Annotated in this window: 14 protein-coding genes; 6 read left to right on the top strand and 8 right to left on the bottom strand. The window is 70.4% G+C overall.

Annotated features, from left to right (window positions below; all coding sequences use genetic code 11):
* Nucleotides 1-62 precede the first annotated feature (62 nt).
* Nucleotides 63-1,244, top strand: coding sequence for a hypothetical protein (locus WMF11_RS17405; protein WP_437909505.1), 1,182 nt, complete (start codon nucleotides 63-65; stop codon nucleotides 1,242-1,244).
* A gap of 30 nt (nucleotides 1,245-1,274) precedes the next feature.
* On the opposite strand, the gene WMF11_RS17400 is transcribed toward WMF11_RS17405, so the two are convergent.
* Both WMF11_RS17400 and WMF11_RS17395 read right to left on the bottom strand, forming a co-directional pair.
* The gene (locus WMF11_RS17400; RefSeq protein WP_437978229.1) at nucleotides 1,275-2,369 is read right to left on the bottom strand and encodes a hypothetical protein; all 1,095 of its coding nucleotides are present in this window, start codon (nucleotides 2,367-2,369) and stop codon (nucleotides 1,275-1,277) included.
* Nucleotides 2,370-2,432: 63 nt separating this feature from the next.
* Nucleotides 2,433-4,544 carry a hypothetical protein gene (locus WMF11_RS17395; protein WP_437978228.1) on the bottom strand — a complete coding sequence of 704 codons (2,112 nt, stop codon included), beginning with the start codon at nucleotides 4,542-4,544 and terminating at the stop codon, nucleotides 2,433-2,435.
* A gap of 64 nt (nucleotides 4,545-4,608) precedes the next feature.
* Here WMF11_RS17395 and WMF11_RS17390 point away from each other — a divergent pair, with 64 nt between their 5' ends.
* The 3 genes from WMF11_RS17390 (at nucleotide 4,609) to WMF11_RS17380 (ending at nucleotide 8,743) form a co-directional block, all read left to right on the top strand.
* The gene (locus WMF11_RS17390) at nucleotides 4,609-5,061 is read left to right on the top strand and encodes a hypothetical protein (RefSeq protein WP_437553003.1); all 453 of its coding nucleotides are present in this window, start codon (nucleotides 4,609-4,611) and stop codon (nucleotides 5,059-5,061) included.
* 67 nt (nucleotides 5,062-5,128) lie between these two features.
* Nucleotides 5,129-6,760: a hypothetical protein gene (locus WMF11_RS17385; RefSeq protein WP_437978227.1), complete on the top strand. Its 1,632-nt coding sequence runs from the start codon at nucleotides 5,129-5,131 to the stop codon at nucleotides 6,758-6,760.
* 237 nt (nucleotides 6,761-6,997) lie between these two features.
* Entirely contained in the window at nucleotides 6,998-8,743 is a 1,746-nt protein-coding gene (locus WMF11_RS17380; RefSeq protein ID WP_437978226.1) for a glycoside hydrolase family 43 protein, read from the top strand.
* A 47-nt stretch (nucleotides 8,744-8,790) separates the two neighbouring features.
* Here the strand turns inward: WMF11_RS17380 and WMF11_RS17375 are convergent, their stop codons facing one another.
* The gene (locus WMF11_RS17375; RefSeq protein WP_437978225.1) at nucleotides 8,791-9,687 is read right to left on the bottom strand and encodes a hypothetical protein; all 897 of its coding nucleotides are present in this window, start codon (nucleotides 9,685-9,687) and stop codon (nucleotides 8,791-8,793) included.
* A gap of 165 nt (nucleotides 9,688-9,852) precedes the next feature.
* Here WMF11_RS17375 and WMF11_RS17370 point away from each other — a divergent pair, with 165 nt between their 5' ends.
* Both WMF11_RS17370 and WMF11_RS17365 read left to right on the top strand, forming a co-directional pair.
* Nucleotides 9,853-10,218 (top strand): hypothetical protein, encoded by a 366-nt coding sequence (locus tag WMF11_RS17370; protein WP_437978224.1) that lies wholly within the window; start codon nucleotides 9,853-9,855, stop codon nucleotides 10,216-10,218.
* Nucleotides 10,219-10,455: 237 nt separating this feature from the next.
* Nucleotides 10,456-10,941: a hypothetical protein gene (locus tag WMF11_RS17365; RefSeq protein ID WP_437978223.1), complete on the top strand. Its 486-nt coding sequence runs from the start codon at nucleotides 10,456-10,458 to the stop codon at nucleotides 10,939-10,941.
* A 904-nt stretch (nucleotides 10,942-11,845) separates the two neighbouring features.
* Here WMF11_RS17365 and WMF11_RS17360 read toward each other — a convergent pair.
* The 5 genes from WMF11_RS17360 to WMF11_RS17340 form a co-directional block, all read right to left on the bottom strand.
* The gene (locus WMF11_RS17360) at nucleotides 11,846-14,401 is read right to left on the bottom strand and encodes a hypothetical protein (RefSeq protein ID WP_437978222.1); all 2,556 of its coding nucleotides are present in this window, start codon (nucleotides 14,399-14,401) and stop codon (nucleotides 11,846-11,848) included.
* Nucleotides 14,402-14,844: 443 nt separating this feature from the next.
* Entirely contained in the window at nucleotides 14,845-19,113 is a 4,269-nt protein-coding gene (locus tag WMF11_RS17355) for an RHS repeat-associated core domain-containing protein (protein WP_437978221.1), read from the bottom strand.
* Nucleotides 19,114-19,183: 70 nt separating this feature from the next.
* Nucleotides 19,184-19,756, bottom strand: a complete 573-nt coding sequence (locus WMF11_RS17350) for a hypothetical protein (protein ID WP_437978220.1) — start codon at nucleotides 19,754-19,756, stop codon at nucleotides 19,184-19,186.
* Nucleotides 19,756-22,527, bottom strand: a complete 2,772-nt coding sequence (locus tag WMF11_RS17345) for a type VI secretion system Vgr family protein (protein WP_437978219.1) — start codon at nucleotides 22,525-22,527, stop codon at nucleotides 19,756-19,758. The genes WMF11_RS17350 and WMF11_RS17345 overlap by 1 nt, the downstream gene beginning before the upstream one ends.
* Nucleotides 22,528-22,540: 13 nt before the next feature.
* Nucleotides 22,541-24,814, bottom strand: coding sequence for a type VI secretion system Vgr family protein (locus WMF11_RS17340; RefSeq protein WP_437978218.1), 2,274 nt, complete (start codon nucleotides 24,812-24,814; stop codon nucleotides 22,541-22,543).

The following is a 24,814-nucleotide window of genomic DNA, read 5'->3' as shown; positions in this document are numbered from 1 at the left end:
TCTGGGCGGGGGCACGCAGCGCGAACGGGCGCTGCGGGGCCACCTGGCACGGAGGTGGTTCGGTGGGCTCTTTTCTCGTCGGCCGGGGAGCGCGCCTCACGGCCTGCATCGGGCTCGGCGCCGCAGGCGCCCTGGCCGCTCCCGCCGCCTGCCTGTACCCCGAGTACACCTTCGATGAGCCCGAGCCTTCCGGCGGCGCCGGGGCCATCAGCAGCGCCAGCGGGGACGGGGCGGAGGACTGCACGAACGGCGCCGACGACGACGGCGACGGCCAGATCGACTGCGCGGATCCCGCGTGCGGCGACTTCGTGTGCACGGCGGCCGTGCCGGAGGGCTGGAGCGGCTACTTCGCGCTGTTCGACGGTGAGCCCGCGATGGACCCGGGCTGCCCACCCGAGTTCGCCGCGGGGCCGCCGTTCGTCGGAAACCGCGGCCTGTCCGCGCCGCCGGCGAGCTGCGCGTGCTCGTGCGGTCCCGCGGAGGGGCAAGCCTGCGGCCCTGTGGACGCGATCACGATCACCGTCGCCGACGCGCCTTGCGGCTCGGAGCCGCACTGCCTCTTCCCGCTCGCGACGCCCGGCTGGGCGGCCCAGGTGTGCAGGGGCCCCGATGGAGTCTTCAGCGACAGGCTGACCTGCGGCCCGAGCAGCGACGCGGAGTGTTCGGCGACCACCGGCGCGCCGTGCGCCGTGTCGGTCAGCGTGAGCCCGCTCGCGGCCTCCGGCGGCGCGTGCGCGCCGAGCGCCGCGCAGGTGCAGAGGCCGGACCCGAGGTGGACGCGCCTCGGCCGCGCGTGCGCCGCGGCCGAGCCGCTCGGCAGCGGCTGCAACCTCGGCCAGGTCTGCGCGCCGAAGCCGGCCGCGCCGTTCGAGGGCGGCCTCTGCATCGCCAGGGACGGCGACGCCGCCTGCCCGCCGGGCCCCTACACGGAGCGGCGCGTCTTCTTCACCGACATCGAGGACAGCCGCGGCTGCGACGACGACTGCGCGTGCGGCGCGCCGTCGGGCGGGACGTGCCCGGCGACCGTCGCCCTCTACTCCGACGCGCAGCTGCACACCTGCTCGATGCAGGTGACGGAGCTGCCCGCGGGAAGCTGCGTGGACCTCGAGGACAACCCTTCCGTCGTGGGCCGCAAGGTGACGTCGCTCGGCGCGCCCACCGGCGGCGCGTGCCGGCCGAGCGGCGGCACGCCCAGCGGAGAGGCCCGCGGCGCGAGCCCGCGGACGTTCTGCTGCCGCACCTGATGCGCCCGCCGGCCCGGACGGCGCCGGGCCTCAGAAGCTGCCGGCGACGCTGAGGCCCGCGAGGTCGGCGCCAGGCGCCTGCGGCAGGACCTCCGCGCGGCGGACGCCCGCGCGGGCGCGCCGCCCGGCCGCGGCAGCGGCTGCGCGGGCGCTCGCGTCCGGCTCGGCCGCGGCCGCGCTGCCGCTCATCACGAGCAGCGTGATCCCCGCAGCGACGCCGACGACACCGAGCCCGATCGCCGCATCGGCGACGCCCGTGTAGAGCCGGCCTCGATCGGCGACGGGCCTGGCGGAAGGAGGGCAGCTCCTGTCGCCGCCGCACAGCGCGTCGAGATCGCTCAGCGTGCCGGCGCGGAGGCCGAGGAAGACCCCACCCACGGCGCCGCTCGCGATCCCCGCGCCGAGCACGGCGAGGCCCGGCACCTTCGACGGACGCGTCGCCGGCAGGCGCGCCAGCGCGGCCCTCGGCGGCACGTCCACGGGCGCGCCTCCCGGCGACGCGCTCGCCGGCCGCGGCGCCGCCGGCGGCTCGGCGATCGCGATCTCCACGGTCTTCGCGTCCCGCTCCGCGAGCGTGACGGTCTCCCGCGCCGCCTCGCGATCGCCGACCCAGGCCGAGACCACGTGGGGCCCTGGATCGACCGGGATGTCGGCGCTGATCTCCGAGGCGCCGAGCGCGGCGCCGTCGAGCAGGATCGTGGCCGTGAGCGCCCCCGCGCCCCGGCGGATCGCGAGCCTCGGGATGCGCGCCTCGAGGTCCTCGATCCGCGCGCCGACGTTCGCGCTGACGTCGTTCGCCCGGGGGTCCCCGTCGGCCGCGGCCGCGGCGATGCGGTAGTTGCCGAGCGCCGAGACGAGCTTGCCGAGCCGCGCCTCGCACTCCGCGATGTTGAACAGCACCTGCGGCGTCCGCCGCACGCTCGCGACCGCGTGGAACTTCGCGAGCGCCGCGGCGCAGTGGTTCGCCGCGCTCAGCGCGACCCCCTCCTGGAAGAGCGCCCGCGCCTCCGCGAGCTCCTCCTTGGACTGGGCCCGCGCCGAGGGCGGCGCGATCAGCGCGGCGCCGAGCGCCGAGGCCGCGATGACCCGCCGCCAGCTGCTCGTCCGAAGTCCGCGTCGCTCCATGCATCCCCCCTGCCGGGCGCCGCGCCCCTCTTCGCGCTCGGCTCGCTGACGTCCGCGCGCCGTTTACCCTACGCGCCGGCGGGGCCGCGTCCAGCGGCCCGGGGCGCCGGAGGCGCGCGCCGCGATCGGCCGCCAGGCCTGGATCGCCTCCTCCTGCGCCACCACGAAGTCGTGCGGATCGAAGCGCACGAAGTGCCCGGTGCGGAGGATCAGCTCGCGCTGGAGCAGCCGGCGCTCGCCCGGGGTGACCCGCCCCGTATCCAGCTCGTCGAGCACGACGTCGGGCGTGTAGGGGCGCCCGCGGCGGTAGCGCGCGCTCATGTCCCAACCCTGGCAGCGCTCGCGCCAGAAGGCCCGCCAGCGCGCGGCGTCCACCGTGGGCTGCTCCGCCATCTCCGGCGCCGGCGCCTCGGGCAGGTCGTTGGGATCGCTGACCAGCTGCGCGAGCTTGAGCTCGCGAGGCTCGCCCACGTCGGGCTCGGGCGGATCGGCGACGAAGATCTCCTCGTCCTCCACCGCGACCTCCTCCCACATCCCCGCGCCGGTGATCCGCTCCAGCGCGTAGGCCGCGGCGAGCTTCACTTCCCCGTCCACGTCGCGCTCGAGCAGGTCGATGAGCAGCGGCACCGCGGCGGCCGCGCCGGCCCACCCCACGGCGAAGATCAGGCCGCGGCGCGGCGCCTCGGCGGTGCGCGAGGCGAGCAGCCGCGCGTCGGCGTCGTCGCCCGCGAGCGCGAGCAGGAGCGCCGCGGCGTCCGCGCCGTCGGCCTCGTCCAGCGCGCCGCGCAGCGCGAGCGGGGCGTGCGGGTGATCCGAGAGCGCCATGGCCGTCCAGGCGGCCTCGCGCAGCGCCGGGTCCGGCGCCGCGGTCGACGCGAGCGCCCGCTGGATCAGCTCGGGCAAGCGGGGGCCCGGCGTGCAGCCGAGGTGGTGGAGCGCGCACGCCGCCACGGGGGCCTCGTCGTCCGACGCCGCCGCGACGAGCTCGTCCTCGGTCGCGAAGCCGCGGTAGGCGAGGACGTCGATCGCCATCGCGCGGACCAGCGGCTCGCGCTCGCGGAGCAGGCTGCGGAGCGCGAGCGGCAGGAGTTCGTGCGGGACAAGCTTCAGGGCAGCGCCGAGCGCGTCGATGAACGCCCTGTCCTTGCCGCTCCGGAGCAGCGCGAGCTCGGCCGCGGCGAGCGCGTCGCGGCCGGCGAAGCAGCCGAGCACCATCGCGCTCGCGAACGCGACGCTCGCGTCCTTCACGGGCGCGTCGGCCACGAGCCGCGGCACGTGCTCGAGCGCCGGCGCCCCGATCGCCGCGATCACGTCGATGGCCGCGAGCATGCGCCGCTCGAGGATCAGCGCCCCGCGGAAGGGATCGCCGAGCAGCGGCGCCCGCTGCATGCCGACCATCGCGACCTCCTCGAAGCACTCGCGGGCGCGGGCGCGGAGGAAGGCGAGATCGTCGATCGCGTCACCGATCTCGGGCGCGAAGCCCGGCGGCACGGGGCGCGCAGCTCCCTCGTCCGGCCGCGCCGCGGGCGGCCGCACCTCCGCCGCCGCGGGGAGCGCGCCGGGCGCGGGCGCCTGCTGCTTCAGCGCCTCGACGGCGGCCTTGAGCTCCTCGAACGTCCGCGGCGGCGGGATCGGCGGCGGGGGCTTCGCGACGAGCTCGGCCGGGGGCGGCTCCGGGACCTTGAGGAGCGGCGCGAGCGACGCCCGCTGGACCGCGTGCAGCCGCGGCCGGTCGCGGCTCGCCAGGATCGGCGGCAGGTCGAGCGGCGGCGCCGGCGGCACGAGGGCGAGCCGCGCCGCCGCTTGCTCGAGCCAGCCACGCGCGCTCCGGAGCAGCTCGTCCACCGCGGCGAAACCCGCGTCGAGCCCGATCGCCTGCTCGATCCGAGCGGCGACGTTGTCGGTTTCTGCCAGGGCGGCACGCACGGCGCCGAGGGGTTCGGCGCGGCCGTCGAAGGCGTCGTAGATCGCGCCGAGGGCCCGCTCCAGGGCGCGCGCCGGCCCGGTCAGGTCGGTCACCGGTTCGACGTCGTGCTCGAGCGACAGCGCTGCGCGGCGGAGCGCGGCGTGCGCGTTCTCGAGCTTGTCGTGGGCGAGCACGTCCGTGCCGGCGGGCGCGGAGGGCTGCCCCTCCTGACCGCCGGGCGCGACGAAGGGCAGGTATGAGAAGGACACGCGCCATGAATACACCTGCGCGAAGGAGGCCCCAAGACGCGCGCTGAGGTAGCCTGCCCGGACGATGAAGGATCCTCCGCAGAGCGCGCAGAACGTCGACGACGTCGAGGCGTACGCGACGCTGGCCGCCCAGCTCGCGGACCCGAGCGCCGACCGCGCGGCGCTCCTCGCGGCGCACGGGCTCGACGAGGCCGGCTGGGAGGCGCTCGACGACGCATGGCAGGCGCGGCTCTCCGAGGCGGACGATGACGACGGCGAGGAGGTGGGCGTGCCGCCGCTCGTCGTCGCCTACGCCGAGACGTTCGCGAGGGTGCAGCGCGCCCGAGCGAAGAGCGAGCTGTCGTTCGAGCGCTTCCTCGAGGCCGCGCGCGGGTTGAAGCGGGGCACCGACATGGCGACGGTGCTGAGCCGCCTGGACCTGACGCTCGAGGACTACCTGAGCGCGCAGCAGCGATGGACCGCGGCGATGCTCGAGGACGAGGCGCTCATGGCGCGGTTTCAGCGGGCGATGAGGTAACCGGGACGGCCGCGGGGCGACATCGGCCGGGCCGCCGCAGCGCGCCGCCCGACGGCGACGAGGGGGTATGTTCGTGGACATGGTGGAGGGCGACGAGGAGGTCCGATCGATCCGGCTCGAGGAGCTCGCCGCCGTGGCCGGGGCCCTCGAGGCGGGCCTGCCGCGCGACGAGGTGCTCGCGGACGCGGGGCTCTCGGCCGCGGCGTGGGAGGCGGAGCGGGAGCGTTGGATGTCCAGGCTCGCCGCGCAGGCCGCGCGCGGGCAGCTGCGATCGAGCCGCCGGTACCTGGAGCTCGTCGCCGCGCAGAAGCGCCGCGCCGAGGAGAAGGCGCGGGGCGCGCGCAGGAAGCTGGAAGGGCCGATGCCGGTCGCGCCCGCAGCGCGCATCGCCCCGCTCCAGGGGGCGCCTCGGGATGGGACGACGCCGCCGCCTGCCGCAGGCGTGAGCGACGAGGGGGCTGCGCGATCTCCCTGGGCCAGGCTGAGCGCCGCCCCGCCGCCGCCCGAAGTCGTGCAGCCTTCGCCGTTGCCGCCGGCCATGCCGTCGCCGTTGCCGCCGGCCATGCCGTCGCCGTTGCCGCCGGCCGTGCCGTCGCTGCTCTCGGCGGTGCCTTCGTCACTGCCCATGCCGAGCCTGGAGCGGCCGTCCACGGCACCGCGAGCCCGCATGACGCTCCTCGGCACGACGTCTCTCCCGAGCCGGGATGCGCTGCCGTTCCGTCAAGACGTGTCGGGCGCGCCCGCGGTCGAGGGTACAGCGACGTCACCGGCAGACAGCCCGGAGATGGAGGCGCCGACCATCGGCACGGTCGGCGCGCTGGCGGCCGACAGAGCCTTGCCCTTCTCCGGCACGGCCCCTGTGCCCCCGCTCGATGCCGCTCTGCCCTTCTCCGGCACGGCCCCTGTGCCCCCGCTCGATGCCGCTCTGCCCTTCTCTCGCCCGGCCCCTGCGCCTCCGGCCGACAGAGCCTTGCCCTTCTCTCGCCCCGCCCCTGCGCCTCCGGCCGACAATGCCTTGCCCTTCTCTCGCCCGGCCCCTGCGCCTCCGGCCGACAACGCCTTGCCCTTCTCTCGCCCGGCCTCCTCGCCGCCGGCCGCCAACCCCTTGCCCTTCTCTCAACCGGTCTCCTCGCCGCCAGCCACCGATCCCCTGCCCTTCTCACGGCCGGCCTCCTCGCCGCCTGCCGGCAACCCCCTACCCTTCTCGCGACCGGCCTCTTCGCCGCCGGCCGATAACGTCCTGCCGTTCTCGCGACCGACCCCCTCGCCGCCGGCAGACAACGCCCTGCCCTTCGCTCGTCCGGGCCAATCGCCCGCGCCACCGCGGCCTGCCAGGGGAGAGATCGCGCCGCAGCCGCCCCAGATCCCGACGGGGAGCTGGGCCCTGCCCTTCCTTCAGCCAAGCGCCGTCGAGCCGTCCACGAGCCCCTCGCCCGCGGAGCCCGCCGCGCAAGCGCACGCAGGCGCGGAGGACGACGAGATGATGCGCCGCGTGGAGCGGATCTCCCTCGCGCGGTACGCGAGCCTGTGCGCCGACATGCGCGACCATCCGAATCACATCCCGCAGATCCAGAGCCACTATGGGTTGACCCCACAGAGCTGGATCGCGCTCCACAGGAGTTGGCACGAGCGCCTCGAGTCCGATCCGGCGCTCAAGGCGCAGTGGCAGGCGCTCCTCGACCGGAGCGCGCGGAGCTGAGGACACCAGCGCTCGAGTCGGGCGCCGTTCAGCGCTGGCGTCGAGAGGTGTCGAGGCTCACCGCGCGCCGGATTTTGATTGACATCGGCCATGTGAACGTTCACATTTGACCCCCAGGGATATCCTTTCGCTTCGCCCTGGAAGCCTGCGCTCGGGACCTCGCCTGTACCAGTTCGGGGGCGAAGCGCCGCCCGAGCGGCCATGATCAAGGGCTCTGGACCAACAGGTAAGGTGAACATGCGTCGCTCACGTACATTGGCGAGAACGGCTTGTTGCGGGGTTGCGCTCGCCTCGGTCGGGCTCGTCGCGAGCCCCTCCGCGCTGGCCGATTACCCCATCGCCTCGCACCGCTACCTCGCCGACCCGGCCTCGCTGGTGCACGACGGGCGCGTCTATCTCTACGGCTCGAACGACGACGACAACGTCAAGGCGGACGGCTCGGACGACGGCTACAAGATGGCCTCGTTCGTGGCCATCTCGAGCAGCGACATGAAGAACTGGACCGACCACGGGGAAGTGATCCGCGTGCCCCGCGACGCCTCCTGGGCGGCCAACACGTGGGCCCCCGCGCTCATAGAGCGCAACGGCAACATCTACATGTACTTCGCCAACAACGGATCAGGTATCGGCGTCGCCAAGAGCGACAGCCCGACCGGACCGTTCAAAGACGCGAAGGGCAGCGCCCTGATCACCTCGAGCACCCCCGGCGCCTCGGGCCAGAACATCTGGCTCTTCGATCCGGGGGTCTTCATCGATGACGACGGCCAAGCGTACCTCTACTTCGGCGGCAACGGCGAGCAGAACGCGCGCGTCATCAAGCTGAACAACGACATGGTGAGCGTCTCGGGCTCGGCCTCCACGATCACGATCCCGTACTTCTTCGAGGCCTCGTGGATGCACAAGCGGAACGGCGTTTACTATCTGTCGTACTCGACGAACCCCGCGAACGGCATGCGGATCGACTACCTCACGAGCTCGAGCCCCACCTCCGGCTTCACCCACCGCGGCACGGTGGGGCCCCAGCCGCCGAAGAACAACAACAACAACAACCACGCGGGAATCTTCGAGTTCGGCGGCTCCTGGTACCACGCCTACCACAATCGCTCCGTCGCCAACGACGCCGGCGAGCCCCCGGGCTATCGCCGGAACCTCGGGATCGAGTCGTTCACCTACAAGGAGGACGGGTCGATCGTGCCAGTGACCTACACGACGGACGGGCTCAAGCAGGTCAAAAACCTCGACCCCTACGCGCGCGTCGAAGCCGAGACCTTCAACGCGCAGCGCGGCATCGAGACCGAGCCCTGCGAGGAGGGGGGGATGAACCTCTCCAACATCGAGGACGGAGACTGGGTGCGTCTCCGCGGGGTCGACTTCGGCGAAGGGGCGGAGAGCTTCAGCGCGCGCGTCGCGAGCGCCGGGCAGGGGGGCAGCATCGAGCTCCACCTGGAGACGCCCGACGGCACGCTCGTGGGAACCTGCGCGGTCGCGGCGACCGGGGACTGGCAGACGTGGGGCGACACGTCGTGTGCGGTCGACGGCGCCACCGGCGTTCACGACCTGTACCTGGTCTTCACCGGCGGCGATTCGTACCTCTTCAACGTGAACTCCTGGCAGTTCTCGCCCATCGGGGGCGAGGGCGCCGGCGGAGGTGCCACGGTTGGAAGCACGAGCGGCGGTGGCGACGGCAGCGTCAGTGGCGTCGGGGGCGGCGTCGGCTCCGGCTCCAGCTCCAGCGCCGGCTCCGGAGGAGCGGCCTCGACGGGTACGGCCACGGGTGGAGGGTCCCCCAGCTCAACGTCAGCCGCCCAGGCGTCGTCGGGGGGCACCTCCGGCGGGGAGTCGGGCGATCCGGCTGGTTGTAGCTGTCGCGCGGCGAGCCGCGCGCCGTCCGGAGGCGCCCTCGCGCTGACAGCGCTGCTCGCGGCGTCCCTGGGGCTCCGGCAGCGCGGCCGGAAGGGGCGTCGTCCGGGAGTGACGAGCTGAATCGGTAACCTTGGCGGCGATGGCCACATCGCCGCCGGCGCGTGGGGTCAGCCCTCTTCGGGTCCGGGCCCGATCTCCGAAAACCAGTCGTCGAGGCCGGCGAGCGTCCTGGCCCAGGCCACGAGCGCGGCTTCGCCCCCCAGGCGCAGGAGGAGCGTGTCCAGGCACGCGCCGTTGTCATAGCGTCGATCGTACGTGAAGAGAGGCGTGATCTCGGCGATCGTGGGGCGCCACGCCTCGGGTGAGGCGCGCTCTCGCCATACGTCGCACAGGCTCTCCACCGACATCCAGGGGAACATGCTGCAAAGCGCGTCATCCGACTCCTCGGGGCGCTCGCGGAGCGTCTCCTTCACCGTCTCGGCGACGGCCCCGGACAACCGCTCCCTCGCTTCCAGGGAGAGCGACGGGAACACGGTCGCCCACGCGGACAGCCTGTTCGACGCTCGGGCAGCGCCACGCACGAGCTCCGCGAAACGCTCCGCGTGCTCCTCGCCCTTCAGCGCCTTCCCTACCATCTCGAGCATTCCAGACGCTTCCTCGTCGTCTAGGTCCGGGCGCACGAGGCGCTCCACGTCGGAAAACGGGCCCAGCGCGAGCGCGATCTCCAGCTCGGCCTGATGTCGGTCGTCGTCCCCTTCCATCGCGGCGCAAAAGCTGGTCGCGAGATCTCTGTCGCCGAGCGCCACTGCACGGCGGGAGAGCGCCGCGAGCGCGTCGTCAATCTGAGAGCCCATGCACGGCAACACCTTCTGGTGAATGGTGCGGAGCTCCTCCAGCGTCGCCGATTCCGCCCAGTTCTCGATGGCGCGGCCCTCGCCGCGAAAGGCCTCTGGTGGCTCCGAGAAGAACATGCGCGCCAGCTCTGCTCGGACATCCGCCGCGACGAAGGACACGAGCTCGGAGGCGACGTAGTTGCGGTCGGAGACGTCCGTCCGCGCTTTCACCTCCGCGAGGGGAGCATCCTGCACCTCGGCCGCGAGCCACGGAGGCAGCTGCCCGCAGCGGAGCGGCCCGAGCGAATCCGCGGATCCTCGCGATTCGCCTTGCCAGCGACGGACGAGCGCTCGGGCCTCCTCGGGAACGAGCCGGTTCCATTCACTCTCGGGAACATGAAAGAGAAAGCGCTGCGCTGTGAGCGGAAACCGTTCGGAGGACAGCAGCCATCCCATGGCTCGCTGAACGATCGCGCTCGCTCCAGCCGAGGTCCCCAGGAGCCGCTCCGTCAAGACTTCCAGGCGATCTTCGAGCTCCGGCAAGGCGGAGATCTGCGCGTCCACGTCCTCGAGTCGCTCGGCGCGGCGCTCCTCGGGGTAGAGCGGCGCCAGCAGGGCAGCCCAGGACGCACGGCGCTCTGGATGGATCCCGGCAAGGCGCCTGGCCGCCAGCAGCAGAACCTCCTCCCGCGCGGGGGAGCGGAGCCGCTCGGCCATACGCCGGAGCGCGCCGATCACGAGCGCCTTCACGACACGACGTGATTTCAGCCCGCCCAGTACGAAGCGTCTGCGGTCTAGCTGGTATGCCGACGGGGGCTCGGTCGCGCCGGCGGCCTCGAGCCCTCCGACGGCGCGGTCTGCTTCGTGCAGCAAGGGCGTTGGCCATGCTACATCCGCCTCGGACACGGCGGGCCGGACTGCCCGCCACAGCCGAAGCCTGTCTTTCTCGTTCAGCGGCTTGGCGAGCTCGATGCCTGCGTCCGGCCGAAAGATCCCCTCGTGGATGGCACCGGCAACCACGTCCGGGAGCGCATGCACGAGCAAACTGATGATCTGCTCGAAGATCGTGCGCAACCGCAGCGCCTGCACCATGCACCGACCGCGCGCGGCTTCCGACGTCGCCTCGCCGAACGCGGCGTGGCTTCGCCGCCACGCGGCGACGACGAGCGCACGAAAGCCGAACGAACCGCCATCCAGGGGTTCCCAGGCGGCGCGCATCGGCTCGGCGATCACGCGATCGAGCTCTCCCGCCGTGGCATCGTGCCGCACGAAGTGCATCGCCCCGTATCGAATGACGTACTCCGATGGAGCGACAGGGGCGATGCTCCCTTCGGAGCAGCTGTCGAGAGTAGCCCGGACATGTGCGGTCAAGAGCGCCCGCCCGCGGGCGTCACCCAGGCTGCTCAAGCGCAGAGCAAGCTCTTTCGCGAGAGCTCGATGACGGAATGCAGCGCCATGCGTTATGTGACAGAGCCATGGTTCTAGCTTCCGGAACGTGGCAGACACTCGGGCCTCGGCCTGATCGCCTCCCACGATCTGGACTAGCTCTGCCCCCGAGATCGGCCCGCTAGCGGCGCTCAAGACGCACACGGTATCTGCGTCAACGTCACCAGGCAACGCCGCGACGGAGCACTCCGGCGGCGTCTCCAAGACGACATTGGACCAATCGTTCAACCGATGAAGGACCTCACCCCATTGGGCGGCCGTGACACCGGGGTCATTGTCCGCAGACACCCACACGCGGACGTTCCCGGGCAGCCCGGCTGACCATCCGATGCGCGACCATACCGTCGGATCATCGTTCTCGTGGGCACCGTCGAGGACGAGCAGCAGCGGCATGTCGGGGTTCTCGTCACCGGCGAGGATCGGTCGGATGTCATCTGCCACGCGCGGGGCGAGCGCGCGCTCGGAGGCCTTCCTGGAGGTCAACGCTCCGAGCCGCGCATGCAGCGCGGCGACCCATACCGAGGGATCCGCCATGCCGCCGTGGACCGAGATCGGGATGAACGCCACGCGGGCCAGCCCTCGCCGCGTGAGATGAAGACAGAACGCTCCGAGCAGAGCGCTCGTGCCAGAGCGCGCAGGAGCCCTGAGCAAGGCCCGCTCGCCTGGGCGGGAGCTCGCCCAGAGCGCTTCCAATGCTGACCACGGGCGCTGCTCCGGAGAGGTGGGAGCACGCGGCTCGCCGTGAAACCAAGCCGCCACAGCCGGAGAGGCGAGGAGGGCCCGCGTGGCCTGCCAGACCCCGTCCGGCGCGCGCTCCAGCCCGGCGAGCAAAGCTGAAATCGCGGCTTCTTCGTCGACTTCTGTCATCGCCAGTCCTGGCTCCGGGTCGGGTTCTCCATGGGCCCCCCGCCGGCGAGCGCCGTATCGCCGCGAACGCGCGCGATCAGTCCGGCCAAGGTCCGATCTCCGAGAACCACTCGTCGAGCTCCGCGAGCGTCCTGGCCCAGGCCACGAGGGCGGCCTCACCTCCCACACGCAGGAGCAGTGTGTCCAGGAACGCGCCGTTCCTGTAACCCCGATCGTACGTGAAGAGAGGCGTGGCCTCGAAGATCGTGGAGCGCCACGCCTCGGGCGAGGCACGCTCTCCCCACACATCGCACAGGCTCTCCACCGACATCCAGGGGAACATGCTGCAAAGCGCGTCATCCGACTCCTCGGGGCGCTCGCGGAGCGTCTCCTTCACCGTCTCGGCGACGGCCCCGGACAACCGCTCCCGCGCGCCCTGGGAGAGCGATGGGAACACGGCCGCCCACGCGCGCAACCTGTTCGATGCCCGAGCTGCGCCCCGCACGAGCTCCGCAAAGCGGGCCGCATCCTCCTCGCTCTTCAGCGCCTCCCCTACCAGCTCGAGCATTCCAGATGCCTCCTCGTCGTCCAGGTCCGGACGCAGAAGACCCTCCACGTCGGAAAGCGAACCCAGCGCGAGAGCGACCTCCATTTCGGCTTGATGCCGGTCGTCGTCTCCTTCCATCGCGGCGCAGAAGCTGGTCGCAAGCTCCCTATCGCCCAGCTCCACCGCACGACGGGAGAGGGTGGCGAAGACCTTGTCATCACAAGGTCCGACGCGTGGCAAGATGTCCTGGTGGATGCGACGGAGTTCTTCCAGCGTTGCCAACGCGGCCCAATTCTCGACGGCGCTGGTCCTGCCGCGATAGGCCTCCGGCGGCTCCGAGAAGAACATGCGTGACAACTCGGCGCGACGTTCCCCACTGACATGCGGAGCGTACTCGGAAGCGCCATGGACCCGACTGGCGCCCTCAACCCGTCTCACCGAGTCAACAAGTCTGCATTGGACTTCATCGGCGAGCCAAGCCGGGAGGTTCCGGTCGAGAAGCGGCTCGATATCTCCCAAATATCCCCGGGATTCACCCTGCCAGCGTCGAACGAGAACCCGCGCCTCCTCAGGATCCAGTCGGCTCCACTGGCTTTCGTGTACGTACTGGAGGAAGCGACGTGCCATCACGGGGAACCGATCGGCAGACGCGACCCAGCCCATAGCCGTGTGCACGATTCCGGCTGCATCCTCCGAGCTCACCCGAAGCCGCTCCGCCAGTACGTCCAACCGGTCCTCCAAGCGCGGCAAGGCGACTATCCCAGCATCCACCTCATGAAGCAATCTGACACGACGCTCGTCCGGACAGAGACGCGCAATCCTGGCACTCCATACCAGCAGCTCTTCCTGACGCAAGCCCGAGAGGCGTCGCTCGGCGAGGAGGAGCACCTCGTCTCGCGCTGGAGAGCTCAGGCGCTCCGCGATTCGTACAAGTGCACCAATGGCGGGCGCCGCGATCATACGACGAGACTTCAACTCGTAAAGGATGCGGCTCTTGAGCTCTGCTCCACGCTCGACCAATGAATGGATCGAGCCGGTTTCCACCAGCTCAGCGACGGCGCGCTCGGCTTCGCCCAGCAACGGCTCTGGCCACGCCACAGCAGCTGGCGACACTGCAGGTCGGACGGACTTCCACAGACGTATCCGCTGCTCCGCGCTCAGCGGCTTGGCCAGCTCAACGCCTGCGCCCGCTTGAAAGATCCCTTCGCGGATGGCGCCAGCGACCGTCTCCGGGAGCGCATGTACGAGCGAAGTGACCAGCTGTTCGAAGATCGTTCGCAACCGCAGCGCCTGTACCATGCACCGGACGCGCTCGGCTTCCGACACCGCCTCGAGGAACGCAGAATGGCTTCGCCGCCACGCAGCGACGACAAGCGCACGAAAGCCAAACGCGCCACCGTCCAAGGACTCCCAGGCGGCGCGCATCGGTTCGGCGACAATACGATCGATCTCTTCACCGGTCGCCTCATGACCCACGAGGTGAATCGAGCCGTACCGAACGACGTATTCTGCTCGGGGAAGGGCGACATCGACCTCTCCGAAGACACCATCGAGAGTCGCTCGAACGTAGGCATTCACGCACTCGTGTCCGCGAGAAAGCCCATGGTCGATCGAGCGGCGGACGACCTCTTCACCCCATGCTCTATCCAGGAACGCTACGCCGTCCTCGGTGCGGGAAAGCCATTGTCCGAGCCGCTCCAGCGTATCCTTCACTCGATCCTCCGACCGGCTGGAACCAGCGACCCTGGCAAGCTCTGCCTCCGACATTGGCCCGCTTGCGGCCGCCAGAATGTACGCCGTATCGAAATCGACGTCCTCGGGCAGCTCTGCGACTGGGCGCTCAGGCAGGTCCTCGATCAAAAGCTCTGACCACTCGTTCCCCCGATGAAACAACCGATCACGCTCCGCAGCCGTTCGTCTCGATCCATCACTCTCGACACCGGACACCGAGACCCACACGCGAACATCAGTGGAGAATGCCTCAGACAATCCGAGCCGGGACCATACAGCCGGGTCGTCATTGTCACCAGCGCCATCGAGAATGATGAGCAGCGGAATCTCCGGGGTTTCGTCGCCGTCGATGAGCGGCCGGATATCATCGGCCACGCGCGGTGTGAGCGCGCGCTCGAACGGTCCCGTCCGAGTCAACCGTCCGAGGCGCGCGTGCAACGCAGCAACCCATACCGAGGGGTCAGCCGTACCGTAACGGACCGCGATCGGTATGAACGCGACCCTGGAGAGTTCTCGCCTCGTGAGACATATCGCAAACGCACCGAGCACCGAGCCTATTGCAGCGCCCACCGGAGCTCGAATGAGAGTCCGTTCACCAGGCCGCGAGTTTGCCCAGAGAGACTTGAGCCTGGACCAAGGGCCCGGCCCGCCCGCCTCGAGATGAGATTCGCCCTCCTGGGGAGAATCCAGTTCGCCACGGACGCTCGCGGTCGAAGCCGCGGTTGCAAGGATCGATCGAGTGGCGCGCCATACCGATCCCGGGGCGCGCTCCAGACCTTCCAATAAAGAATGAATCACGGCATTGTCGTGGGAATTGCTCATTTCTTGGTCGAGGCGGCGGTGTCGTCTTCGGGCGGCACGAACTTTGGTTGCGGTGGCGGCGGCGGCTTGTCGGGCCGCCTAAAATTGCCCTGCTCATCGCGGAACGCATTCGGATCACGCCTCGTCACTTGCTGCGATCCGTCCGGGTTCAATTTCGGCACCACATTGGTACTAGATGGATTCTGAAGCGCCACCCCCTTCCCCGGATCGTTCCTATCCGCGTCATAGACGCCGTCTCTCTCGTGATCCCATTTTTTCCCGTCATGCATGACCCCCCCGACCGCCTCGCCTGCAGTGAGGCCCGCCCCCTTCTTGACTGGATCAGACACGCCTTTGTTCGGATCCGCGTTGATGTTCTCCGGGTGGATGCCCAGTTCGCGGAAGACTTGCGCGCAGAATGGGCAAGGCTTCTCGGGAGATATGTTTTTCTTGCTCTGCCTGTTGGACGCCTCGATTCGCGCGCCGCGGCGATACTCTTCGCGCAGCTCGTTGCGAACACCGGCGTTTTGCTCGGCTTCGGACATCTTCGCCCACCCCTCCTTCTTGCTGAGGCGGCCGCGAATGTCTTTGGCTTGTTGGTTCAACGCATCGATCTCGGCGCATCGACCCGCTTTACTGGATGCTTTCGGCTTTTCTACACCATTTGCATCGACATTCCGAGGATCATTGGGTGGCTTATCAGGATCCTTGAACTTGTCTCGCGCATTGACGACGGCATCCTTGAGCGCCGGGTCCAGGTCATTATCACTCTGAACCGTCGAACTCTTCCCTTCGATGCTCTTCAGCTGATTACCATCCGCATCCTGGCGTCTGGTAATGGACGCGAACATCAACCCCGTCGGATCAACCATCTTCGTGGGCCGATTCCCCGCATAGGAGAACCCGTTCTGCCCGCCGAGCAGCCCGACCGGATCGACGCTGATGTACCGCCCTACCGCGGGGTCGTAGTAGCGATAACGGTTGTACGCCAGGCCCGTCTCGTCATCGTAGTACTGCCCGAGGAACCGCAGCGGCGTGTCCGTGCGCGCGCCTTCCCGCGGGCGCGCGCCCCACACCGTGCGGTCGAGCTCACAGGCGACATTCCCGGCGGCGTCGAGCAGGCGTTCCGGTCTGCCGACGGGGTCGTTCAGGTAATAGTACCACTCGGCCGAGACGGCGTCGCCTTCGCCGCTCCTCGCGTCCCTCTGCGCCCACGGCGCCGACGTCTCCTCGTCGGTGCAGTACGTCCTCTCTTGGGTGACCCGATCGCCCTCCGGGCCCCGCTCGCGCTTGATCTCATGAACGAGCGTGTCCCCGTCCCAGATGAACCGCGTCGTGGACAGCGTGTCCATGCGCCCGCCCTCGTCTCGCCTGAGCACGCGCTTCTCGAGGCGCCGGGCAAAGGGATCGTAGACATGCTCGATCCGGACGCCGTCGGGGCGCACCACCGCGCTCAGGAGACCCGCGCCGTTCCATTCGTAGCTCGTCGTGGCCTCCTGACCGCTCGGCATGACCACGCGGCGCCTGATCAGCCTCCCGTCGCCGTCCCACACGTACGACACGGGGCCGCGCCGGAGGAGCACGTTGCCGCGCCCGTACTCGCGCTCCAGCGCGCCGTGACCGAGCTCGCGCACGTTCCCCTCCGCGTCGTACCGGAAGCGCTCGCCCTGCCCGTGGACGTCGGTGCGCGCCAGCACCTGACCCCGAGGATCGTGCTCCCATCGCTCGGCGCCCGAGCGATCGTCGTCGACCGCGGCCACATCGCCCTGCGGCGTGTAGTGAACCGATTGCCGCACGGTGAGGTCATGGGGGAGCGCCCCGACCCAATCGGGCTGCCCCGCGGCCACCCGAGGGGCCGCGACCCCGCGAGACACGGCGCGCTGGACCATGCGGTCCAGCCCGTCATAGACGACATCCACACGCCCGCCGCCGGGCAAATAGCGAGCGGTCTCTCGCCCGAGCGCGTCGCGGACGACGCCGAGCTCCTCGTTGCCGTCGAGCTTCACGCGCAACGCGCGGCCGGCGACGTCGCGCACCCAGGCCTGTCGGTGCCCGAGGGAGGTCCTCCGCTCGACGACATTGCCCATCAGATCGTGCTTCGTCTCCACCGAGAACGTCTCGCCGCCGCTCACCTGCCGCTCACACGTCACCCAGCCCAGGAGATTGCGCTCGAAATAGACGTCGCCCGAGGGGCCGTGCGCCGCGATGATGTAATCCAGCTCGTCGTACTCGAACGTCTCGACCCCGCCGTCGGGGTACTGGTGCTCCACGACGCGACCGACGAGGTCGTACACGTACCCGGTCTTCTCGCCGAGGCCGTTCTCGAACTGCACGACGCGCCCCATCGCGTCGTAACGATAGCGAAGGGTGCGGCCGTCGAAGGTGACCTCCTCCGAGACGAGCCTGGCGGCGTTCAGCCGGATGCGGTGCACCTCTCCATGGCTGTTGTGCACCTCGACCAGGCGCCCCTCGCGGTTGTATCGATATTTGCTGATCCGCCCGTCGGGCTCACGCGTCTCGACGATCCGGTTGTACCCCGCATAGCGGTGCGTGGTGGTGTGGCCGTTCGGGTGCCATATCGACGTGCAGTTTCCGGACGGGTCGTACTCGTAGCGCGTGACGCCGCCGTCCGGCGTTCGCTCGGATCGGAGACGGCCGGCGTCATCGTGGGCGTACGTGACCATCGCCCCCGACGCGTCGCGCATGCTCTGGCGGCGGCCCCAGTAGTCGTACGTGTACTGCGTCACCGCGCCGGTGGGGTCGGTCCTCTCGATGAGGTTTCCGTGATCGTCGTACCGGTACAGCGTCTGCCCGCCGTTCGGCGCGACGGTCCGCGTGGTGAGCCCGCGGCGATCGAAGTGCACCTCGAAGATCGCGCCGATGGCGTCGCGCCACACGAGCCCGCCCGTGAGGCGCCCGGTCTCGATGACGCCCCCGGCAGGGTCGACCGCCCTCCGGATGTGTCCGTCGGCGTCCCGCTCGAACGTGGTCACGCGGCCGAGAGCATCCGTGATCCGGAGCTCCCGCCCGCGGGCGTCCCGCTCCCAGCGGGTCGTCGCCCCCGTCGCGTCGGTGAACGACAGCAGGTTTCCCCACGCGTCGTACGTCCGGCAGAAGACGCCGGCGGCCGTGACCGCCTTGTCGACGCTCCCGAAGTCGTTTCCGAAGAAGCGCTCGACCGAGATCGAGTCCGCCGCCTCCACGTAGTTGTGAGGCCCGTACTCGAGCTTCGTATGGAAAATGCCCTTCGCGGCGGTGATCCCATCGGCGAGCACCGCCGGAACGTCGGCGGCGAGGCTCTCGTCCTCGCGCCCCGGATACGCGCCCCAGGTCTCGACGCACCGCGCCTCCCCGTCATAGCGGAAGGTGAAGCAAAGGCCGGTCGGGTGCTCCTGGCACGTCAGGAGATGGTCCGTATACGTATACCGGGTCGCCGCGCCCATCGCGTCCTCGGCGAGCACCAGGTCCCCGCCGTCGTCGTAACGATACCGCGCGAACGGGACCAGCTGGCCCCGGTGCGCCGCGTTCGTCACCTCGAACGACGCGATGCGCCCCTCCCTCGTGGAGCGGACCTCGACCCTGCGACCGACCGAGTCGACGATCTGCGTCAGGACACCTTCCTTGTAGAAGAATGAGATGCGGTTGTCGTGAGAGTCGGTCTCCGCCGACAGGAGGTACCGGTCTTGCCAGGCGTGCTCGAAGACGAGCCACCGGCCGTCGCCCCGATCGAGCACGAAGCCTGTCTGGCCGCGGACGAGCAGCCACCCGGAGGGGCCCACCGCCGACTCGCCGACGCGCATGGGCGTGAAGTCGACGTACATGCCGTTGCCGGTCCAGAGCCTCGTCCGGCCGCGGTGCACCTCCACCTCCCACGCGTACGAGTGGTACCAGCCGCGCCCGAGCCCGACGTCGCGGTCGCGCGCGGCGCTCGTGTAGCTGCGGGTCAGCGTCAGCGGCAGCGGACCCGGCAAGTGCACGTCGGTGACGGGGATGGTGAAGACACGGCCTGTCACGATGTCGACAGGGTCTCCCTTGGAGCCTTTGCCGCTCCCCTTCTTCCCATGATGGTTGGGGCACGCCCCGCCGTTCTGGCCGGAGCCGCAGGCACCTTTGCCGCCCCCCGACGCGCTGTCACCCCCGTTCTTGCCATTCGCGCCTTGCTTGTCCTTGCCCGCGCCGCCTCCGCGGCCGCCGGCCCCGCCGCCGTCACCGCCGCCGCCGAGAACGAAGACTCCGGGGTTCATCCCCGGGATGGCCGGGATGTTGGGGACAGGTGCCGTTCGCATCGCTGTTTCTACGCTCCCTGAGTGAAAGCTATGACAGCCGAGCCTTCCGGCGGACACGCGGTGCGTGCCGTCAATTCAACCGCAAGAGCCTCCCGACGATCCGGAACAGCCCCCGCGACGCGGCGCTGATGCGGCTGCCCACGACCTCGATGTCGCCGTCCTGACGAATGCGGACCGCGCCGCGGCCGGAGCGGAGCAGCAGCTCCTGCTCTGCCTCGATGGCGACGGTGGTCGCCTTGAGGTGGAGCGTCTGCGGCCGCTGCGTCGTCAAGGCCGCGACGATCAGCGGGGGCTCACCCTCGCAGAGCTCGACGAGCACGGCGTCGCCACGGGCGCGGGCGTCGGCGATCACCTCGGGATCGACGTCGGGCGCGATCTGGGCGTCGACGGGCCCCTCGGCGCCACGAACGTGGATCGACGCCTTCCGCCCCACGATCGAGGCGACGCGCGCGGTCCGCATGGCGGCGCCGAGCGGCTGCGCCTTCCGCGCCGGGAGCGGCGCCGCGGCCGGCTCGGCGAGCACGTCGTCCAGGGTCACGCGCGGCGACCCGGACGCCTCCTCGGCCGGGGCCCCGGCGGCCGGCTCCTCGAGCGAGAGCGACGCGCCGGCCGCCCGCGAGCCACCGTCGAACGGAGTCGCCATCAGACCTCCGAGACCTTCTTCGGCAGCTGGATCTTCGGCGCCAGGATGGTCACGAGCGGGGACGTGATGGTGACGCCGGCGCCGTCGATCACCACCTCGCTGGCGCCGCACTTGAAGACGATGGCGCCCTTCGCCTCAATCTTGTGGAAGGCCCCGATGAACGTCGCGGGCCCGACGGCCTGGACCACGTGAGACCCCTTGAGCTTGTCGACCACCGCGCCGCCCACCATCGCGGTGCGCGAGCCGGTGACCGTCTCGCTCTCGCCCCCATTGCTGAGGACGACCAGGCCCGTCGCCTTCTCGCTCTTCGAGCCCGTGACGCTCTCCGCGTAGCTGCCGAACGCCACCTGCACCGTGGCGGCGCCGACGTCGATCGTCTTCTTGCCTGTCACGTTGTTGTCGATGTCCTGGATCGCGCCCAGGACCCTCATCGAGCCCACGTCCTCCTTGTGGGTGCCCGTGACCTTGGCGGTCGTGTGCCCGGGGCCCTTCTCGCGGTCGGTCGCGTCGACGCCATCGACGGCGCCGTCCGGCCCGCCGACGTTCGCCGTCGACCCGCCGCCGCCGCCGCCCCCATCCATGCCCAGGGCCGAGGCGAGCGCCTCCGGCTTCACGAAGACCTTCCCGGCGAGGCTGCTCTGCGCCACGTTCGACGCGATCGAGGCGAGCATGTTGGGCGGGCCGGCCGCGCCCGGCGCGCCGCCGGCAGCGCCGCCCCCGCCTCCGCCGCCGCCCATCGAGGCCGCGAGCTGGCTCGCGCCGGGGATGCCCGACGCGCCCGCGATCATTCCGGGCATGCGGCTCATGTCCCCGCCGGCGACGGCCTTCATCGCCCCTGAGACCCCCGCCGCCTTCTGGGTCAGCCCGTTGATCGGCGCCATCACCTGGTTGATGGCGCCGTCGACCTGCCCCTGGACCGCCGCGATCGCGTTGTTGGCCATCACGCTCGCGAACTGCACAGCCGCCTGCGCCGCGAGCGCGAGCATCGCCTCGAGGGGGTTGCCGTCCATCTCGAACTGGTTGCCGCCCACGGTGGTCGTCGCGTTGCCCTTCGCCGTCAGCGCCGACACCGCGTTCACCTCGACGTTGCGGTTGCCTCCAACGCTGATCGTCTGGTTCGCGCCCACCGTGTTCTGCGAGCCCTTCGTGATCTTCGTCGTCTGGTTGCCGCCGACCTCGAGCGACGCGTTGTTCCCGACGACCGACGTCTCGTTGTTGCCGATGTTCCGCTTGGCGTTGTTCGCCGCGACCGTCTTCATGTCGCGCTGGGCGTGCACCATGATCTCCTCGGAGCCCGCCTTGTCCTCGAAGCGGATCTCGTTGGCCCCGCCGCCGCCCGGCGTGCTCGAGGTCTGGATCGCCGTGCGGGTCTTGCCCTCCGGCAGCGCGTACGGCGGCATGTAGACGCCGTTGTAGAGGCGCCCGGTCACGATCGGCCGATCGGGGTTCCCCTCGAGGAACTCGACGATCACCTCCCAGCCGATGCGCGGGAGCATCATCGAGCCGGAGGTCTGGAGCTGCGCGACCCGCATCCAGCACGACGCCTTGTCGTCGATCACGTCGCTGCGATCCCAGTGGAACTTCACCTTGCAGCGGCCGAGCTCATCGGTGTGGATCGCCTCGGTCTGGGAGCCGGCGGGCGCCACCACCGTCGCCGTCTGCGGGCCCTCGATCAGCGGGATCGGCGTGATGCGCCGCGGCCTGTACTTCACGGAAGCCGGCACGAGGCGCGCCCGCGCCCTGGAGCGCGGCGTCGCGCGCTCGCTGCCGCCGTGCGCGTCGTCGTCCTCGTGGACGTAGGTGTGCTTCACCGCGAAGAGGAAGTACTCGCCGTCGAGCTCGCCGGCGTCCGTGATCGCGAGCTTCTGGCCGACCGCGAGGCGCGAGCAGACGGTGTCGATCTCGATCGTGTGCCGCTCGACCTGCTCTTCCTCCAGCCGGATCTGCGCGAGCCGCTGCCCCTCGGTCGGCTCGAAGTAGCCGCCCGGGTAGTCGTAGCGCTCCAGCGCGTCGTTCTCGCCCGACGCCGCGGTCGCCGTGAGATCGAGCTTCGGCCGCTTGAAGTCGAAATCGCGGAGGACGAACTTGCCGGAGCGCACCCGCTCGAGCTCGCGGATCGCGTAGATCGCGTCGCGCTCGTCGGCCGCGCTCAGCCCGGTGCGCCGGCGGAACGGCAGCGCGGGGTCGCCCGGCATCGGCCCGGCGACGGTGCTGTCGTCGTCGAAGACGAGGAGCTCGCCGTCGGCGTCCACCTCGACGAAGCTGTAGATGCCCTCGTGCTCCATGAGCCGCGAGATGAACGCGAGCGCGCTCTCCTGGTACTGCACGCAGTACTCGCGCTTCGGACAGTCGCCGCTCAGCCGCCACGCGACCTTGGTGATCCCGTGATCCTCGAGCACCTTCGCCACGATCTCCTTGGCGCTCATGTCCTGGAAGATCCGCGAGTCTATGCTGCGCGCGAGGAGCGCGAGCGAGGAGACGACGCGGACGGCGTAGCGGACGCCCAGCAGCCCCTCGACGCCGAGCTCGGTGGTGCCGATCGAGGTCGCGGCCTCCACCGTTCCCGCGATGACGCGCGGCGCCTCCCCGGGCACGCCGAAGGAGAGCGCCGCGGGCTTGCCGATCATCGCCTCGAGCTCCTGGTACGTGTGGAGGTACACCTCGACGTCGAGGACGAGCGGCCTGCCGGCCTCGTGGGTCGACTCGAAGCGGAGCACCCGGGCCGCGGGGACCTCGTCGATCGTGAAGTGCGCAATCATCTCGCGTGCCACGTTCGCCTCCTCCTCAGTTGTCGAGCACCAGCGCGGCGGCGTCGGAGACGTCGCCGTCGAGCTTCGCGGAGACGCCGATGATCGCGACGCTCGCGGGCGTCAGCGAGAGGATCGACGCGCCCATGACCAGCGTGAGCGCGCCGGTCGCCTCGAAGACGGCGTTGTTCGCCTTGACGATCTGCGCGCCCCCGGCGAGCTCGGTGTACGTGCCGAGCGAGCTCTCCACGCGGTTCCCGTTCGCCACGTTGACGATCGCGCCGCCGACCTTCACGTTCATCGATCCGCCGACCTGGACGCCGCGGCCGGACTTGACCGCGATCACCTTCGCGCCGGTGGCCGTCTCGCTCCGGTCGCCCTGGACCGTCACGGAGCGGTGCCCCAGCGCGAGCTCGACGAGCGCCGCGCCGACCTCGTGGTTGAAGCCGGCCAGGGTCTGATCCGTGACCGAGCCGACCACGAGATCGATCTGGTTGCCGGACACCGTGAGCGAGCTGTTGCCGGTGACGTCGCGCTTGTGATCCCCGCCGATCTTCATGTCGCGGTTCCCGCCGATCGAGAGCGAGTGATCGCCGCCCATGTCGTCGACGTGGAAGGTCTCGATCTTCATCGACTGGTTGCCGGAGACCGAGAGCGTCTGGTTCGACCCGATGCTGGTCGTCATGCTGTCCGTGACGTTCGTCGTCTGGTCCGCGCCGATCTTCTTCTTGTGGTTGTTGCCGATCGACTCGGTCGCGTTGTTCTTCACCTCGGTGGACATGTCCTTCGAGGCGTTGATGAACATCTCCTCGCCGCCCTTCGTGTCCGACATCCGGAGCTCGTTGGTGCTGCCCCCGCCCGGCGTCGTCGCGGTCTGGAGGGAGCTCTTCCCTGCCTCCTTCGGGAGCGCGTAGGGCGGCGGCGTGAGCGCGTTGTACATGCGGCCCATCACGAACGGCCGGTCCGCGTCGCCCTCGACGTGGCGCACGGTGACCTCCCACCCGACGCGCGGCAGCAGCATCGATCCGCCCGTGGGCACCTGGCTCGTGCGGATCCAGCGGCTCGAGGTGTCGTCCTTCTTTCCGGAGCGATCCCAGTGGAAGGAGACCTTCACCTGCCCGCTCGCGTCCGTGTGGATCTCCTGCCCCGAGGGCCCGGTGGTCATCGCGGTCTGCGTGCCCGGGATCACCTGCTCGCGGGCGCGCCGCGGGGGCCTGTAGCGCGTGGTCCCGGTCGGCACGCCCCAGAACTCGCAGCTCGACCGGAGGTCGCGCGCGCCGTCCTCCGCGCCCGCGCGGCCGGAGAGCTCGAAGTTCCGCGGCCGGCTGCCGGCGATGCGCGCGCGGACCACGAGGTACTCCTGGTTGAGCGGGTCGTAGGGGTGGCCGTCCACCGAGAAGCGCCGGCCCGGGAGCAGCGCGAGCGAGCCGGTCTCGCCGTGCACGACGTCGCGCTCCGCCTGCACCGAGTCGAGCAGCACCTTGGCGAGCCGCTCCGCGACGCCCGCGTCGGCGGTGCGCGCCGGGTGCTCGTAGATCTCGAGCACGTGGTCCCCGGGATCGCTCCCCTCGGCCGACGCCTCCGGCTTCGTCGAGGGCTTCTCCGGGTCGTAGTCGCGGACGAACACCTTGTCGCTCCGCACGGAGACCTCCCGCGAGAGGCGGACGATGCGATCCGCGAAGCCCTCGACGCCGAAGTCCTGGAAGAACGGCAGCGACGTCGCGCCCTCGATGTCCTCGAGGCCGGTCGGCGAGTCGCCGAAGACGAGGACGTCCTCGTCGTCCTTCATGTGGATCGCGAAGTAGATCCCCTCCTCGGCGAGGAGGCGGTGCACGAAGTCGAGGTCTCGCTCGCGGTACTGGACCGTGTAGACCCGCGTCGGGTGGGGCTCGGTCACGCGCCAGTCCTGCTGGCCCGCGGGTACGCCCGCGCCCTCGAGGACCTCCTTCACGATGTCGACAGCGCTCTTGTCCTGGAAGATCCGGCAGTCGGAGCGCTGCCCGAGGTTCCAGAGCGCCGGCGCGACCTCGATCCGCAGCGAGGGCACGTCGTCGAGATCGGGCACGAGCTCGGCGAGGACGATGGTCCCGGCGAAAGAGCGCGTCTGCGTGTCGTCGCTGCGCGACAGCGTGAAGACGGCGCGCTTGCCGAGGACCTCCTTCGGCCTCGGCAGCGCCGCCTCGTCGTCGAGCAGCTCGCACTCGAGGCGGGTGAGCTCCGAGAGCTGCTCCGTGAGCTCGAAGCGCAGCACCCGGTAGATCTTGCCCTCCACGCTGAGGGAGGGGATCGCGAGGACATGATGTTCAGCCAC

Source organism: Sorangium sp. So ce295, assembly GCF_051527405.1.
In the GTDB taxonomy this organism is placed as follows: domain Bacteria; phylum Myxococcota_A; class Polyangia; order Polyangiales; family Polyangiaceae; genus Sorangium; species Sorangium cellulosum_B.
The sequence above is the reverse complement of the archived record's forward strand: the minus strand, read 5'-3'. Positions and strand labels throughout refer to the sequence as shown.

Excerpts from the sequence above, each read along its gene's own strand:
- WMF11_RS17355 (WP_437978221.1), bottom strand. The coding sequence starts at position 19,113 with ATGCGAACGGCACCTGTCCCCAACATCCCGGCCATCCCGGGGATGAAC.
- WMF11_RS17350 (WP_437978220.1), bottom strand. The coding sequence starts at position 19,756 with ATGGCGACTCCGTTCGACGGTGGCTCGCGGGCGGCCGGCGCGTCGCTC.
- WMF11_RS17390 (WP_437553003.1), top strand. The coding sequence starts at position 4,609 with ATGAAGGATCCTCCGCAGAGCGCGCAGAACGTCGACGACGTCGAGGCG.
- WMF11_RS17370 (WP_437978224.1), top strand. The coding sequence starts at position 9,853 with ATGAAAGAGAAAGCGCTGCGCTGTGAGCGGAAACCGTTCGGAGGACAG.
- WMF11_RS17385 (WP_437978227.1), top strand. The coding sequence starts at position 5,129 with ATGTTCGTGGACATGGTGGAGGGCGACGAGGAGGTCCGATCGATCCGG.
- WMF11_RS17400 (WP_437978229.1), bottom strand. The coding sequence starts at position 2,369 with ATGGAGCGACGCGGACTTCGGACGAGCAGCTGGCGGCGGGTCATCGCG.
- WMF11_RS17380 (WP_437978226.1), top strand. The coding sequence starts at position 6,998 with ATGCGTCGCTCACGTACATTGGCGAGAACGGCTTGTTGCGGGGTTGCG.